Annotated in this window: 13 protein-coding genes; 1 reads left to right on the plus strand and 12 read right to left on the minus strand. The window is 71.1% G+C overall.

Going from position 1 to position 13840, the window contains the following annotated elements; all coding sequences use genetic code 11:
• Window positions 1–79 precede the first annotated feature (79 nt).
• The gene (locus ACGFSH_RS21940; protein WP_393351078.1) at window positions 80–1309 is read left to right on the plus strand and encodes a DUF349 domain-containing protein; all 1230 of its coding nucleotides are present in this window, start codon (window positions 80–82) and stop codon (window positions 1307–1309) included.
• Between the two features lie 67 nt (window positions 1310–1376).
• Here ACGFSH_RS21940 and ACGFSH_RS21945 read toward each other — a convergent pair whose 3' ends face one another.
• From ACGFSH_RS21945 to ACGFSH_RS22000, 12 genes are all read right to left on the minus strand, one after another.
• On the minus strand, window positions 1377–3914 hold the full coding sequence (locus tag ACGFSH_RS21945; protein ID WP_393351080.1) for a RelA/SpoT family protein: 2538 nt from the start codon (window positions 3912–3914) through the stop codon (window positions 1377–1379).
• Between the two features lie 171 nt (window positions 3915–4085).
• Complete coding sequence (locus ACGFSH_RS21950; protein ID WP_393351082.1) at window positions 4086–4634, minus strand: adenine phosphoribosyltransferase; 549 nt, start codon at window positions 4632–4634, stop codon at window positions 4086–4088.
• Entirely contained in the window at window positions 4631–5743 is a 1113-nt protein-coding gene (gene secF, locus ACGFSH_RS21955) for a protein translocase subunit SecF (protein WP_393351084.1), read from the minus strand. Before secF ends, ACGFSH_RS21950 begins: the two co-directional genes overlap by 4 nt.
• A gap of 3 nt (window positions 5744–5746) precedes the next feature.
• Window positions 5747–7537: a protein translocase subunit SecD gene (gene secD / locus ACGFSH_RS21960; RefSeq protein ID WP_393351086.1), complete on the minus strand. Its 1791-nt coding sequence runs from the start codon at window positions 7535–7537 to the stop codon at window positions 5747–5749.
• A gap of 133 nt (window positions 7538–7670) precedes the next feature.
• Window positions 7671–8189 carry a preprotein translocase subunit YajC gene (gene yajC / locus ACGFSH_RS21965; protein WP_393351088.1) on the minus strand — a complete coding sequence of 173 codons (519 nt, stop codon included), beginning with the start codon at window positions 8187–8189 and terminating at the stop codon, window positions 7671–7673.
• A 177-nt stretch (window positions 8190–8366) separates the two neighbouring features.
• A complete protein-coding gene (gene ruvB / locus ACGFSH_RS21970) occupies window positions 8367–9461 on the minus strand; it encodes a Holliday junction branch migration DNA helicase RuvB (RefSeq protein ID WP_393351090.1) in 1095 nt (364 codons plus the stop codon).
• A 10-nt stretch (window positions 9462–9471) separates the two neighbouring features.
• Window positions 9472–10077: a Holliday junction branch migration protein RuvA gene (gene ruvA, locus ACGFSH_RS21975; RefSeq protein WP_393351092.1), complete on the minus strand. Its 606-nt coding sequence runs from the start codon at window positions 10075–10077 to the stop codon at window positions 9472–9474.
• Window positions 10074–10622 (minus strand): crossover junction endodeoxyribonuclease RuvC, encoded by a 549-nt coding sequence (ruvC, locus tag ACGFSH_RS21980; protein ID WP_393351094.1) that lies wholly within the window; start codon window positions 10620–10622, stop codon window positions 10074–10076. The genes ruvA and ruvC overlap by 4 nt, the downstream gene beginning before the upstream one ends.
• Window positions 10623–10786: 164 nt before the next feature.
• Entirely contained in the window at window positions 10787–11539 is a 753-nt protein-coding gene (locus ACGFSH_RS21985) for a YebC/PmpR family DNA-binding transcriptional regulator (RefSeq protein ID WP_393351096.1), read from the minus strand.
• Window positions 11540–11612: 73 nt separating this feature from the next.
• A complete protein-coding gene (gene pdxT / locus ACGFSH_RS21990) occupies window positions 11613–12224 on the minus strand; it encodes a pyridoxal 5'-phosphate synthase glutaminase subunit PdxT (RefSeq protein WP_329407949.1) in 612 nt (203 codons plus the stop codon).
• Window positions 12225–12231: 7 nt separating this feature from the next.
• The gene (gene pdxS, locus ACGFSH_RS21995; RefSeq protein ID WP_069771884.1) at window positions 12232–13143 is read right to left on the minus strand and encodes a pyridoxal 5'-phosphate synthase lyase subunit PdxS; all 912 of its coding nucleotides are present in this window, start codon (window positions 13141–13143) and stop codon (window positions 12232–12234) included.
• A gap of 103 nt (window positions 13144–13246) precedes the next feature.
• Window positions 13247–13789 (minus strand): hypothetical protein, encoded by a 543-nt coding sequence (locus ACGFSH_RS22000; RefSeq protein ID WP_393351098.1) that lies wholly within the window; start codon window positions 13787–13789, stop codon window positions 13247–13249.
• Window positions 13790–13840 lie beyond the last annotated feature (51 nt).

Here is a 13840-nt window from a genome sequence, read left to right on the forward strand (position 1 = left end):
CTATGTTGGCCGTGACGAAACTGTGGACGATGCCCGGGGGCGCCGAAGCCCCTCGGCGGCATCATGTGGAGGAGGCGCTGTGAGCAGCGACCCGTGGGGCCGCGTCGACGAGACGGGCACCGTGTACGTGCGTACGGCCGACGGCGAGCAGGTGGTCGGTTCCTGGCAGGCGGGCTCCCCCGAGGAAGCCCTGGCCTACTTCGAGCGCAAGTACGAGGGCCTGGTTGTCGAGATCGGCCTCCTCGAGAAGCGAGTGCAGACCACCGATCTGTCGGCCAAGGACGCCCAGGTCGCGATCGACCACATCCGCGAGCAGGTCGACGCGCATCACGCGGTGGGCGATCTTCAGGCGCTGCGGGAGCGGCTCGACAAGCTGGTGGCGACCGTCGAGTCGCGGCGCGAGGAGCGCAAGCAGCAGCGGGCCAAGCAGTCCGACGAGGCCCGCAAGGCCAAGGAGGACCTGGTCACCGAGGCGGAGCAGCTGGCGCAGTCCGACCAGTGGCGGGCCGCGGGTGAACGCCTGCGGGCGCTGGTGGACATCTGGAAGGGCCTGCCCCGGCTCGACCGCAAGTCGGACGACGAGCTGTGGCACCGGTTCTCGCACGCGCGCTCGGCGTTCTCCAAGCGCCGCAAGGCGCACTTCGCGCAGCTGGACGCGCAGCGCGAGGACGCCCGGCGCGTCAAGGAGCGGCTGGTCTCCGAGGCCGAGGCGCTGTCCGGTTCGACGGACTGGGGCCCGACGGCCGCGCGCTACCGCGAGCTGATGGCGGAGTGGAAGGCGGCCGGCCGCGCCCAGCGCGAGCACGAGGACGATCTGTGGAACCGCTTCCGCGGCGCCCAGGACGTCTTCTTCGCCGCCCGCAGCTCGGTGTTCGCCGAGCGCGACGCGGAGCAGACGGAGAACCTGAAGCTCAAGGAGGAGCTGGCCGAGGAGGCCGAGAAGCTGCTCCCGATCGGCGACCTGAAGGCGGCGCGGGCCGCGTTCCGTTCGATCAACGAGCGCTGGGAGGCCATCGGACACGTCCCGCGGGACGCGCGGCCGAAGGTCGAGGGCCGGATGCACGCCGTGGAGCGGGCGATCCAGGAGTCCGAGGAGGCCGAGTGGCGCCGGACGAACCCGGAGGCACGCGCGCGTGCCGCGGGTCTGACCGGTCAGCTCCAGGGCGCCGTGGACAAGCTGAAGGGCCAGATCGAGCAGGCGCGCGCGCAGGGCAACTCCGCGCGGGCCGACAAGCTGGAGCGCGAGCTCGAGGGCCGTCAGGCGCTGCTGGACCAGGCGCTGAAGGGGCTCCAGGAGTTCGGCGGCTGACCGCCCGGCCCGCCGGCTGACGAAGAGGCCCCCGTACGTCGAGTACGGGGGCCTCTCGCGTGCTCGGCTACGGTCGGCGGGCCGATGTCACCCGGTACACGTCGTAGACGCCCTCGACGCCGCGTACGGCCTTCAGGACGTGCCCCAGGTGCTTGGGGTCGCCCATCTCGAAGGTGAAGCGGGAGGTGGCGACCCGGTCACGGGACGTCTGGACGGCCGCGGACAGGATGTTGACGTGCTGGTCGGAGAGCACCCGGGTCACGTCGGACAGCAGCCGGGAGCGGTCCAGGGCCTCGACCTGTATGGCGACGAGGAAGACCGAGGACTGCGTCGGCGCCCACTCGACGTCGAGGATGCGCTCCGGCTCCCGGGACAGCGACTCCACGTTGACGCAGTCGCTGCGGTGGACCGAGACGCCGCTGCCGCGCGTGACGAAGCCGATGATCGGATCGCCGGGGACGGGGGTGCAGCAGCGGGCCAGCTTGACCCACACGTCGTCGACGCCCTTGACGACGACGCCCGGGTCCTGGTTGCTGCGCCGCTTGCGGCCGCGGGCGCGGGACGGCGGGACCGCCTCGTCCATCTCCTCGGAGGCCGCCTCCTCGCCGCCGAGCGCCTGCACGAGCTTCTGCACGACGTTCTGCGCGGCCACATGGCCCTCGCCGATCGCCGCGTACAGCGAGGAGATGTCCGGGTAGCGCATCTCGTGGGCGAGGGTGACGAGGGAGTCGCCGGTCAGGATGCGCTGGATCGGCAGGTTCTGCTTGCGCATGGCGCGCGCGATGGCGTCCTTGCCCTGCTCGATCGCCTCGTCGCGGCGCTCCTTGGAGAACCAGGCCCGGATCTTGTTGCGGGCGCGCGGCGACTTGACGAAGTTCAGCCAGTCCCGGGACGGCCCGGCTCCGGCGGCCTTGGAGGTGAAGACCTCCACCAGGTCGCCGTTGTCCAGGGTCGACTCCAGCGGCACCAGGCGCCCGTTGACCCGGGCTCCTATCGTGCGGTGGCCGACCTCGGTGTGGACGGCGTAGGAGAAGTCCACCGGTGTGGCGCCGGCCGGCAGCGCGATGACGTCGCCCTTGGGGGTGAAGACGAAGACCTCGTTGCGCGACAGGTCGAAGCGCAGGGACTCCAGGAACTCGCCGGGGTCCTCGGTCTCCTTCTGCCAGTCCAGGAGCTGGCGCAGCCACGCCATGTCGTTGAGGTGGTCGTCCTTGCCGGTGGCCCGGGGCTGGTCGGAGCGCACCTTGGAGGCGCCGGCGACGGCCTCCTGCTTGTACTTCCAGTGGGCGGCGATGCCGTACTCGGCGCGGCGGTGCATGTCGAACGTGCGGATCTGGAGTTCGACGGGCTTGCCGTTGGGGCCGATGACCGTCGTGTGCAGCGACTGGTACATGTTGAACTTGGGCATCGCGATGTAGTCCTTGAACCGGCCGGGGACCGGGTTCCATCGCGCGTGCACGGTGCCGAGGGCCGCGTAGCAGTCGCGGACGGTGTCCACGAGGACGCGGATGCCCACCAGGTCGTAGATCTCCGCGAAGTCACGGCCGCGGACGATCATCTTCTGGTAGACGCTGTAGTAGTGCTTCGGGCGGCCGGTGACGGTCGCCTTGATGCGGGCGGCGCGCAGGTCGGCCTGCACCTCGTCGGTCACTATGGCCAGGTACTCGTCGCGCTTGGGCGCTCTCTCGGCCACCAGCCGTACGATCTCGTCGTACATCTTGGGGTAGAGGATCGCGAAGGCGAGGTCCTCCAGCTCCCACTTGATGGTGTTCATGCCGAGGCGGTGGGCGAGCGGCGCGTAGATCTCCAGCGTCTCGCGCGCCTTCTTCTCCTGCTTCTCGCGCTTGAGGTAGCGCATGGTGCGCATGTTGTGCAGGCGGTCGGCGAGCTTGATGACCAGGACGCGCGGATCCTTGGCCATGGCGACGACCATCTTGCGCACGGTCTCGGCCTGCGCGGCCTCGCCGAACTTGACCTTGTCGAGCTTGGTGACGCCGTCGACCAGCAGGGCCACCTGATCGCCGAAGTCGCGGCGCAGGTCCTCCAGGCCGTACTCGGTGTCCTCGACGGTGTCGTGCAGCAGGCCCGCCATGAGCGTCGCCGGGTCCATGCCCAGCTCGGCGAGGATCGTCGTCACCGCGAGCGGGTGCGTGATGTACGGGTCGCCGCTCTTGCGCTTCTGGCCGCGGTGCCAGCGCTCGGCGACCTGGTAGGACTTCTCGATCTGGCGCAGCGTCGCCGTCTCGATCTTGGGGTCGTTGCTGCGCACTATCCGCAGCAGGGGCTCCAGGACCGGGTTGTACGGGTTCTGGCGCTGGACGCCGAGCCGGGCGAGCCGGGCGCGGACGCGGTTGGAGGAGCCGGAGCGGGCGGACGGCTGCGCGGCGGCCGCCGGGCGGGGGGCCGGTGCGGCCGAGGCGGGCTCGGGCGGGGCCGGCTTGGGGCGCGGCTGCTCGTCCGGCTTGTCGACGGGCGCCGTGCGGTCGTGCTCGACCGGCCCCCGGCCGTCGTCCTGCGCGTGCGACGGGTGCGGCGCGGGCGCGGCCGCGGGGCCCGAGGCGGACTCGGGCTTGGCGGCGGTCAGGTGCTGGGCCTCGTCTGGCAAGAGGACTCCTCGTGCGCGATCCGGGTCCCCGGTCAGGCTCCGGAGCACCCATCGTAGCGATCCCGGGCCGCGGGATCGCCTCCAGGCCGATGAGAGGCCTGTCCGCCCGGGAAACGCAAGAGGCGGGCGCCGGAATTCCTCCGGCGCCCGCCCGCTCGCGTACGGCCCTGGTCAGATGGTCAGCAGGGACTCCAGGGGCGCTCCGCCGAGGGCCGCCTCCAGCCGGGGCCGGCCCGCGAGGAAGCCCAGTTCCATCAGGACGGCGACGCCCGCGACGTCGGCGCCCGCCCGCTGGATGAGCTGGATCGACGCCTCGGCGGTGCCGCCGGTGGCCAGGACGTCGTCGACGATGAGGACGCGGTCGCCGGTGCTCAGGTCCTCCGCGTGCACCTCGATCTCCGCCGAGCCGTACTCCAGGTCGTAGGCCTGCGCGAGGGTCGCTCCGGGGAGCTTGCCCGCCTTGCGCACCGGGATGAAGCCGAGGCCCGCGCGGACGGCGACCGGGGCGCCCAGGATGAAGCCCCGGGCCTCCAGGCCGACGATCTTGGTGGCGCCGGTGCGGACGGCGATCTCCGCGAAGGCGCCGGTGAGCGCGGTGAACGCCGCCGGGTCCGCCAGGAGCGGGGTGATGTCCTTGAACATCACGCCCGGCTCCGGGTGGTCGGCCACATCGCGGATGCGGCTGAGCAGCAGCGTCGTGAGGTCGGTGGTCTCGGTCACCGGCGCTTCCCCGACGGACGGCCGCGGCCGCGGCCGCGGGGCGAGGTCTGGTTGCGCGGCCCGACGACCGCGGGCGCGGCGTCCTCCGGCTCGTCGTCGTAGTCGGCGGCGCCGGGGGCCTCGGCCCGCTGCGGCTCGTTGCCGGCCTGGGCGCGCTTGGCCAGCACCCGCTTCCTCAGCGCCTTGAGCTGCGGCTCGCGTTCCTTGAGGTCGGCGACGAGCGGCGTGGCGATGAAGATCGAGGAGTAGGCGCCGGCGGCGAGGCCGACGAACAGCGACAGCGAGATGTCGTTGAGCGTGCCCGCGCCGAGGAAGCCGCCGCCGATGAACAGCAGGCCCGCCACCGGCAGCAGCGCGACGACCGTGGTGTTGATGGAGCGGACCAGGGTGCCGTTGATCGACCGGTTGGCGACCTCGCTGTAGGTGAAGCGGGTCTGCTTGGTGAGGTCCTTCGTCTGCTCCTTGAGGGAGTCGAAGACGACGACGGTGTCGTAGAGCGAGTAACCGAGGATGGTCAGCAGACCGATCACCGTGCCGGGCGTGACCTCGAAGCCCACGAGGGCGTAGATGCCGACGGTGATGGTGATGTCGTGGATCAGGGCGACGAGCGCCGCGATGGCCATGCGCCACTCGAAGGCGATCGCCAGGTAGATCACGACCAGCACCATGAAGATCGCCAGGCCCTGCCAGGCCTTGTTGGCGATCTGGTCGCCCCAGCTGGGACCGACCAGCTCGGCGGTGATCGTGTCCCGGTCGACCTGGAGGTCCTTGGCCAGGTCGGACTTGATCTGGTTGGACTGCTGGATGTCCATGCCGGCGATCTGGATGCGCAGCGTGCCGTTGCCCAGCTTCTGCACGACCGCGTCGTGGCCGGAGGCGTCCTTGGCGAACTCCTCGGCCTGGGAGACGGAGACGCTGGTCTTCTCCGTGGTGAAGACGGCGCCGCCCTGGAAGTCGATGCCCATGTTCAGGCCGCGCACCGCCAGGCCGAGGATGGCCGTGATGGTGATCAGGATGGAGATGCCGTACCAGAGCTTGCGGTGGCCGATGAAGTCATAGCTGACCTCGCCACGGTGCAGTCGGGCGCCGAGATTGCCGAGTTTCGACATCGCTCAGGCCTCCTTCGTCTCGACGGGGCCGGCGCCGGGACCGGAGGGACGGCGGGTGCGGCGGATCGGCGGTTTGGCGCCCAGCCCCTTCGGGTCGAGGCCGGACCACTTGTGTCCGCTCGCGAAGAACTTCCGCCGGGCGATGAGCGTCATCAGCGGCTTGGTGAAGAAGAAGACCACGACCACGTCGAGGACGGTGGTCAGACCCAGCGTGAACGCGAAGCCCTGGACCTTGCCGACGGTGACGACGAACAGCACGGCGGCGGCGAGGAACGACACGAAGTCGGAGACCAGGATGGTGCGCCGGGCGCGCGGCCAGGCGCGTTCGACGGCCGGGCGCAGGGTGCGGCCCTCGCGGATCTCGTCCCGGACCCGTTCGAAGTACACGATGAACGAGTCCGCCGTGATGCCGATGGCGACGATGGCGCCGCAGACCGCCGGCAGGTTCAGCGCGAAGCCGATGGCCGGGCCGAGCAGCGCCATGAGCACGTAGGTGAGGGCGGCGGAGACCAGCAGCGAGGCCATCGCGATGAGCGACAGACCCCGGTAGTAGACCACCAGGTACAGGACGACCAGGGCGAGGCCGATGGCGCCCGCGAGGAGACCGGCGTGCAGCTGGTCGCCGCCGAGGGCCGCGGTCACGGTGGTGACGCTCTGCGTCTGGAAGGACAGCGGGAGCGCGCCGTACGACAGCATGTTGGCGAGGCTCTGGGCCTCCTCCTGCTTGAAGCTGCCGGAGATCTGGGCCTGGCCGCCGGTGATCGCGTTCTGTACGTACGGGCTGGAGACGACGTCGCCGTCGAGCACGATGGCGAACTCGTTCTGCGGCTGCTGGTTCTGCGCGAGCTGACCCGTGATCGTGGCGAACTTCTTGGAGCCCTTGCCGGTGAAGTTCATGTTGACCTGCCAGCCGGCCGCACCCTGGGTGTCGAAGACGGCCTGGGCCTTCTTGACGTCGGTGCCGTCGACGGCCGCCGGGCCGAGGAGGTACTTGTACCAGACCTTGTCGACCTCACCGCAGGCCACGGTCGGGACGTCGGGCTTGACGCCCTCGCCGGCCTTGGTGCGCGCGGCCTTGTCGGAGCAGTCCAGGGCCGCGAACTTGGCCTGGAGCGCGGCGTCCGCGCCGGTGGAGGCGCCGCCGGACGGCTTGGCGGACGGGCTCGGGGAGGAGCCGGCCTTGGCGCTCGCGGAGGCCGAGGGGGTGCCGTCGGCCTTCAGGCCGTCGGTGACGGCACGGCCCTGCGAGGTGGCCGAGGCCGACGGGGACGTCGAGGAGGTCGCCTTCTCACCGGTGGCGGAGGCGCTCGCCGAAGGGCTCGCGGACGTGCTCGGCGAGGCGCTCGCGCCGCCGCTCGCGGAGGTGCTCGGCGAGGGGGTGGCGGCGGGACCCGTGGCCTGCTGGGCCAGGACCGGGCGGAAGTACAGCTTGGCGGTGGTGCCCACCTGCTGCTGGGCTTCCTCGGAGTTGGTGCCCTTGGGGATGTTGACGATGATGTTGCGGTTTCCCTGGGTCTGCACCTCCGCCTCGGAGACGCCCAGCCCGTTGACACGGCGGTTCATGATGTCGACCGCGGTGTCCATGTTGGCCTTGTTGATCGCGGATCCCTGATCGGCCTTCGCCTCCAGCGTGATGCTGGTACCGCCGGCAAGGTCGATGCCGAGACGCGGAGTGGTGTGACCGGAGGCGAACATGCCTCCGGTGAGCCCCACGATGGCGATCAGGATCAGGGCCAGCGAGCGCCATGGTTTGCTCTGGGCACTCGCGCTCCGGCCCTTCTTAGGTGCTGCCACCTTCTCGTACTCCCTCTCGGGCCGCCTCGCGCCGGGTCAGCGCGGCGGCGGCCATGACATGGTGTCGGGATCCCCTGGCGAGATGCGCGCGCCCGGCGCGCACGGGTGTGACCCGTGCCCACCGGGAACGTGGCTACTTCTGCGCGTCGGAGTCGCCGTCGGTCTTCTTCGGCTGTTCGCCCGCATCGGCCTGGTCGGCTTCGGCGGCCTTCTCCCGGACGTCGTCGGGTCCGTCCTTCTTGCCGAGGTCGACAACCTTCTCGTCGGAGGCGGCGGCAGCTTCGTCGGCGGAGTCGTCGGTGTCGGCGGACTCGGTGAGGGAGGAGGCGTCGTCGGGGACGATGTCGGTGTCGGACTTCAGGTCGTGCTCGACGCCGTGGACGATGCGGTTGTACTCGTCGTCGGTCAGGACGGCGCCGATCGCGTTCTTCGCGAAGAGCAGCTCCACGCCCGGCCCCGCATCGAGGAGGATGGTGTCGTCATTGACCTCCTTGACCGTCGCGTACATGCCCCCGATGGTGCGGACACCACTGCCGGGCTGCAGGTCGTTGCGCATGGCGGCCGCTTGCTGCTGCTTCTTCTTGGCCGACCGGGTCATCAGGAACATGGCCCCGATGAGCACGATGAACGGGAGGAGGGTCACAGGACTCACGGGTCGGAACTTCCTTCAAACGACCGCGACGCTTGAGCGGCCTGATGGATGGGGGTTGTGTGCTGCCGACAGGGGCGGCATCGGCGGAGTCTAAGCGAGTCCGCGCGCAGGGAACAACGCTCAGCATGGCACCTGGGTTCCTTCCCCGGCCAAAGCCCCGGCCGCGACCCCCTTCCGTCAGGCGCCGAAGAGGTCCGGTTGTCCGCCGCCCAGGGCCTGGGGCCGCGTCGGCGTGAGGCCGAGATGCGTCCAGGCCGCCGGGGTGGCGACCCTTCCGCGCGGGGTGCGGGCGAGGAGACCCTCCCTGACGAGGAACGGCTCGGCGACCTCCTCGACGGTCTCGCGCTCCTCCCCCACCGCCACGGCCAGGGTGGACAGGCCGACCGGGCCGCCGGCGAACAGCTTCAGCAGGGCCTCCAGGACAGCGCGGTCCAGGCGGTCGAGGCCGCGCTCGTCGACCTCGTAGACCTTGAGGGCCGCCGCGGCGATCTCACGGGTGACCTTTCCGTCGGCCTTGACCTGCGCGTAGTCGCGCACACGGCGCAGCAGACGGTTGGCGATCCGCGGGGTGCCGCGGGAGCGGCCGGCGATCTCGGCGGCGCCGGCCGGATCGATCTCCACGTCGAGCAGGTCGGCCGAGCGGTGGATCACGCGCTGGAGTTCGCCGGGCTCGTAGAACTCCATGTGGGCGGTGAAGCCGAACCGGTCGCGCAGCGGGGGCGGCAGCAGGCCCGCGCGCGTGGTGGCGCCGACCAGCGTGAAGGGGGGCAGTTCGAGGGGGATGGCGGTGGCGCCGGGCCCCTTGCCGACGATGACGTCGACGCGGAAGTCCTCCATCGCCATGTAGAGCATCTCCTCGGCGGGCCGGGACATGCGGTGGATCTCGTCGAGGAAGAGGACCTCGCCCTCCTGGAGGGAGGACAGGATCGCCGCGAGGTCGCCCGCGTGCTGGATGGCGGGACCGCTGGTGATGCGGATCGGGGCGCCCATCTCGGCGGCGATGATCATCGAGAGGGTGGTCTTGCCCAGGCCGGGCGCGCCGGAGAGCAGCACGTGGTCGGCGGTCGCTCCGCGCGCGCGTGCGGCCCGCAGCACGAGGTCGAGCTGTTCGCGGACCTTCTCCTGGCCGATGAACTCGCCCAGGTCCTTGGGGCGCAGGGCGGCCTCGACCGCCTGGTCCTCCCCGTCGGCGACAGAGCCCACCAGTCGGTCCGCGGCGGGGCCGGCGAGCCGCTCGGGGGCGGTCTCGTCGCTCGTGTCGTCCCAGTTCACTGACGTTCTCCTAGCGGGCGCGGTTCAGGGTCTGCAGTGCGGCCTTGAGCAGCGCGCCCACCTGGGGCGCGCCGTCGGCGGCCTCGGCCTGCGGGGTCACGGCGACGACGGCCTCGTCGGCCTCGCGGGTCGCGTAGCCGAGGCCGATCAGGGCGGCGTGCAGCTGGTCGCGCCAGCCGCTGGTGACGGGTGCGCCGACCACGGGGGCGCCGACCGGTTCGCCCAGCCTGTCCTTGAGTTCGAGCAGCAGCTTCTGGGCGCCCTTCTTGCCGATGCCGGGGACCGCGATCAGCGCCTTCTCGTCGCCGGTGGCCACGGCCCGGCGCAGCGCGTCGGGGGCGTGCACGGCCAGCATGGCCTGGGCGAGCCGGGGGCCGACGCCGCTCGCGGTCTGGAGCAGCTCGAAGACCTGGCGTTCGTCGTCGTCCACGAAGCCGTACAGGGTCAGCGAGTCCTCCCGTACGACGAGGGAGGTGGCGAGCTTGGCCGGGCGGCCGAGGCGGAGCGTGGACAGCGTGTTCGGGGTGCACTGAAGAGCCATGCCCACGCCGCCCACCTCGACCACCGCGGAGTCGGGGGCGAGCGCGGCGACGGTGCCGCTGACGAAGGCGATCATGCCGTACGGCCTTTCGATGTGATCGGGGACCTGGCCGCGTGCAGGGCGGCGGCCTGCTGGAGTCGGTTCTGCGCGGGGGCGCGCCAGATGTGGCAGATGGCGAGTGCGAGGGCGTCGGCGGCGTCGGCCGGCTTGGGGGGCGCGTCGAGCCGGAGCAGGCGGGTGACCATCACGCCGACCTGGGCCTTGTCGGCGCGGCCGCTGCCGGTGACGGCGGCCTTGACCTCACTGGGGGTGTGCAGGGCGACGGGGATGCCGCGGCGGGCGGCGCACAGCATCGCGACGGCGCTGGCCTGGGCGGTGCCCATGACGGTGCGCACGTTGTGCTGGCTGAACACCCGCTCCACGGCGACGTATTCGGGCCGGTGCTCGTCGAGCCAGCGCTCGATGCCCTGCTCCACGGCGACCAGCCGCTGCCCCAACTCGGCGTCGGCGGGCGTGCGGACGACGCCCACGCCGATCATGGTGAGCGGCCGGCCCGCGACGCCCTCGACGACGCCGACGCCGCACCGGGTCAGTCCGGGGTCCACACCCAGTACCCGCACGCACCCCTCCTCGTGGCCGCCGACCGGCCTTCGCAACGTCACCCGCCGGCGTCTGATCGCCCGGCCGGTCTTCGACGTCGTCAGGCTATCCGCCGCCACCGACAACGACGTCGGGCCGGTGGGACGTGTCCCACCGGCCCGACGGATCCGCTCGGTTCGCGGCCTTACGCGTCGACCTTCTCCATGACCTCGTCACTCACGTCGAAGTTGGCGAAGACGTTCTGCACGTCGTCGCTGTCCTCCAGCGCGTCGATGAGCTTGAAGATCTTCCGCGCGCCGTCCTCGTCCAGCTCGACCTGCATGGTCGGGACGAAGTTGGCGTCGGCGGAGTCGTAGTCGATGCCGGCGTCCTGGAGGGCCGTGCGGACGGCGACCAGGTCGGTGGCCTCGCTGAGCACCTCGAACGAGTCGCCGAGGTCGTTGACCTCCTCGGCGCCCGCGTCGAGCACCGCGCCCAGCACGTCGTCCTCGCTCAGCTCGCCCTTGGGGACGATGACGACGCCCTTGCGGTTGAAGAGGTAGGAGACGGAGCCCGGGTCGGCCATGGAGCCCCCGTTGCGGGTCATGGCGACGCGCACGTCGGAGGCGGCGCGGTTGCGGTTGTCCGTGAGGCACTCGATGAGGACGGCCACGCCGTTGGGGCCGTAGCCCTCGTACATGATCGTCTCGTAGTCGGCGCCACCGGCTTCGAGGCCGCCGCCGCGCTTGATCGCGGAGTCGATGTTCTTGTTCGGAACCGACGACTTCTTGGCCTTCTGCACGGCGTCGTACAGCGTGGGGTTGCCGTCCAGGTCCACGCCGCCCATGCGCGCCGCGACCTCGATGTTCTTGATCAGCTTCGCGAAGAGCTTGCCGCGCTTGGCGTCGATCACGGCCTTCTTGTGCTTCGTCGTAGCCCATTTAGAGTGGCCGGACATCTGCCTGTCTCCTTCGCGTAACCCGTCTCGTCCGAACCCCCCTGACGTCGAGAGCCTGGGGGACCCCCGAATCCTACAAGGAGTCGGCCGCCCGCTTCGCGCGCACCATGTCGACGAACAGGGCGTGCACGCGGTGGTCGCCCGTCAGTTCCGGGTGGAACGACGTGGCGAGCGCGTTCCCCTGACGGACCGCGACGATGTGGCCGTCGTGCTCGGCGAGCACCTCGGCCGCGGCGCCGACGGACTCCACCCAGGGGGCGCGGATGAACACGCCGTCGACGGGGGCGCCGGCGACGCCCTTGACGTCCACCGCCGCCTCGAAGGACTCGTTCTGCCGTCCGAAGGCGTTGCGGCGCACGATCATGTCGATGCCGCCGACCGTCTCCTGGCCCGAGCGCGGGTCGAGGATCTTGTCGGCGAGCAGGATCAGGCCCGCGCAGGTGCCGTAGACCGGCATCCCGTCGCGCACACGCGCGCGCAGCGGGTCCATCACGCCGAACAGGACGGCCAGTTTGGAGATGGTCGTGGACTCGCCGCCGGGCAGGACGAGGCCGTCGACCTCCGCCAGTTCCTCGGGGCGCCGCACCGGCCTGGCCACGGCGTCGGCCGCGGCCAGGGCGACGAGGTGCTCCCGGACGTCGCCCTGGAGGGCCAGGACGCCCACGACGGGGGTTTCGCTGCTCATGGGCTCGTTACCAGCCGCGGTTGGCGTAGCGCTCGGCCTCGGGGAGGGTGTCGCAGTTGATGCCGACCATGGCCTCGCCGAGGTTGCGGGACGCGTCCGCGATGATCTTCGGGTCGTCGTAGAAGGTGGTGGCCTTCACGATGGCGGCGGCGCGCTTGGCCGGGTCGCCGGACTTGAAGATGCCGGAGCCGACGAAGACGCCCTCGGCGCCGAGCTGGCGCATGAGCGCGGCGTCGGCCGGGGTGGCGACACCGCCCGCGGAGAACAGCACGACGGGGAGCTTGCCCAGCTCGGCGACCTCCTTGACCAGCTCGTAGGGGGCGCGCAGGTCCTTGGCGGCGGCGTACAGCTCGTTGTTGTCGAAGCCGCGCAGCCGGGCGATCTCGTTCTTGATCTGACGCAGGTGGCGGACGGCCTCGACGACGTTGCCGGTGCCGGCCTCGCCCTTGGAGCGGATCATGGCGGCGCCCTCGGCGATGCGGCGCAGGGCCTCGCCCAGGTTGGTGGCGCCGCAGACGAACGGCGTCGTGAACGCGAACTTGTCGCTGTGGTTGACCTCGTCGGCCGGGGTGAGGACCTCGGACTCGTCGATGTAGTCGACGCCGAGCGACTGGAGCACCTGGGCCTCGACGAAGTGGCCGATGCGGGACTTGGCCATGACCGGGATCGAGACGGCCTCGATGATGCCCTCGATCATGTCGGGGTCGGACATCCGGGCCACGCCGCCGTCCTTGCGGATGTCGGCCGGGACCCGCTCCAGGGCCATGACGGCGACGGCGCCCGCGTCCTCGGCGATCTTCGCCTGCTCCGGCGTGACGACGTCCATGATCACGCCGCCCTTGAGCTGCTCGGCCATGCCGCGCTTCACGCGCGCGGTGCCGGTCTCGGGGGTCTGGTTTTCGGAGATCGTGCTGGACACGGGGGGACCTCACTCGTTTAAAAGAGGATTTGTGCAGCACTGAGGAAACGCGAACGGGCCAGGCCACAGCAAGGGCCAATGAACAGCCGGTGGATCCTTTTCGTCAGGTCGCCCGGTCCAGCAGGGCGGCCGGCGCCTCGTCGTCCATCTCGAAGGCCAGCGGGAACGGGGCGTGGCCGGCCAGCCGGAACCAGCGGACCTTGCGGTGTTCGCGCAGCCTGCGGGCGGCGCCCACGGCGTCGTTGTGGAAGCGGCGGGCCATGGGCACCCGGCGGACCGCCTCGGCGAGCTCGCGGGCCGCGGCCTCTCCCCCGGGCGCCACGCGGACGCCCTCCAGCTGCTGGGCGTCCGCGAAGACGGCCCGCAGGGCCTGGCTCAGCTCGCTCTCGGCGACCTCCCGCTGCTCCTCCTCGGCCTGCCGGGCGGCGTGCGCGGCCTCGTACAGGACGATCGAAGCCGCGGGGTCGAGCACCTGGGAGGTGGCCAGCTCCTGCGCCACCGAGGCACGGCGCAGCAGTTGCGCGTCCAGGGCCGCGCGGGCCGCGTCGATGCGCGCGTGCAGCCGGTCCAGCCGTCCCGCGGTCCAGCTCAGGTAGAGGCCGATCGCCAGGAGGACGACCAGGATCCAGATCAGGGTTGCGGTCACGGGCGGCAAGGCTACCCGTGCGCCCCCCGCGCGCGTGCCCGGCTCATGTAC

The sequence above is a fragment of the Streptomyces sp. NPDC048481 genome (assembly GCF_043200075.1).
In the GTDB taxonomy this organism is placed as follows: Bacteria; Actinomycetota; Actinomycetes; order Streptomycetales; family Streptomycetaceae; genus Streptomyces.

Excerpts from the sequence above, each read along its gene's own strand:
- secF (WP_393351084.1), bottom strand. The coding sequence starts at position 5,743 with ATGTCGAAACTCGGCAATCTCGGCGCCCGACTGCACCGTGGCGAGGTC.
- pdxT (WP_329407949.1), bottom strand. The coding sequence starts at position 12,224 with ATGAGCAGCGAAACCCCCGTCGTGGGCGTCCTGGCCCTCCAGGGCGAC.
- ACGFSH_RS21985 (WP_393351096.1), bottom strand. The coding sequence starts at position 11,539 with ATGTCCGGCCACTCTAAATGGGCTACGACGAAGCACAAGAAGGCCGTG.
- ruvA (WP_393351092.1), bottom strand. The coding sequence starts at position 10,077 with ATGATCGCCTTCGTCAGCGGCACCGTCGCCGCGCTCGCCCCCGACTCC.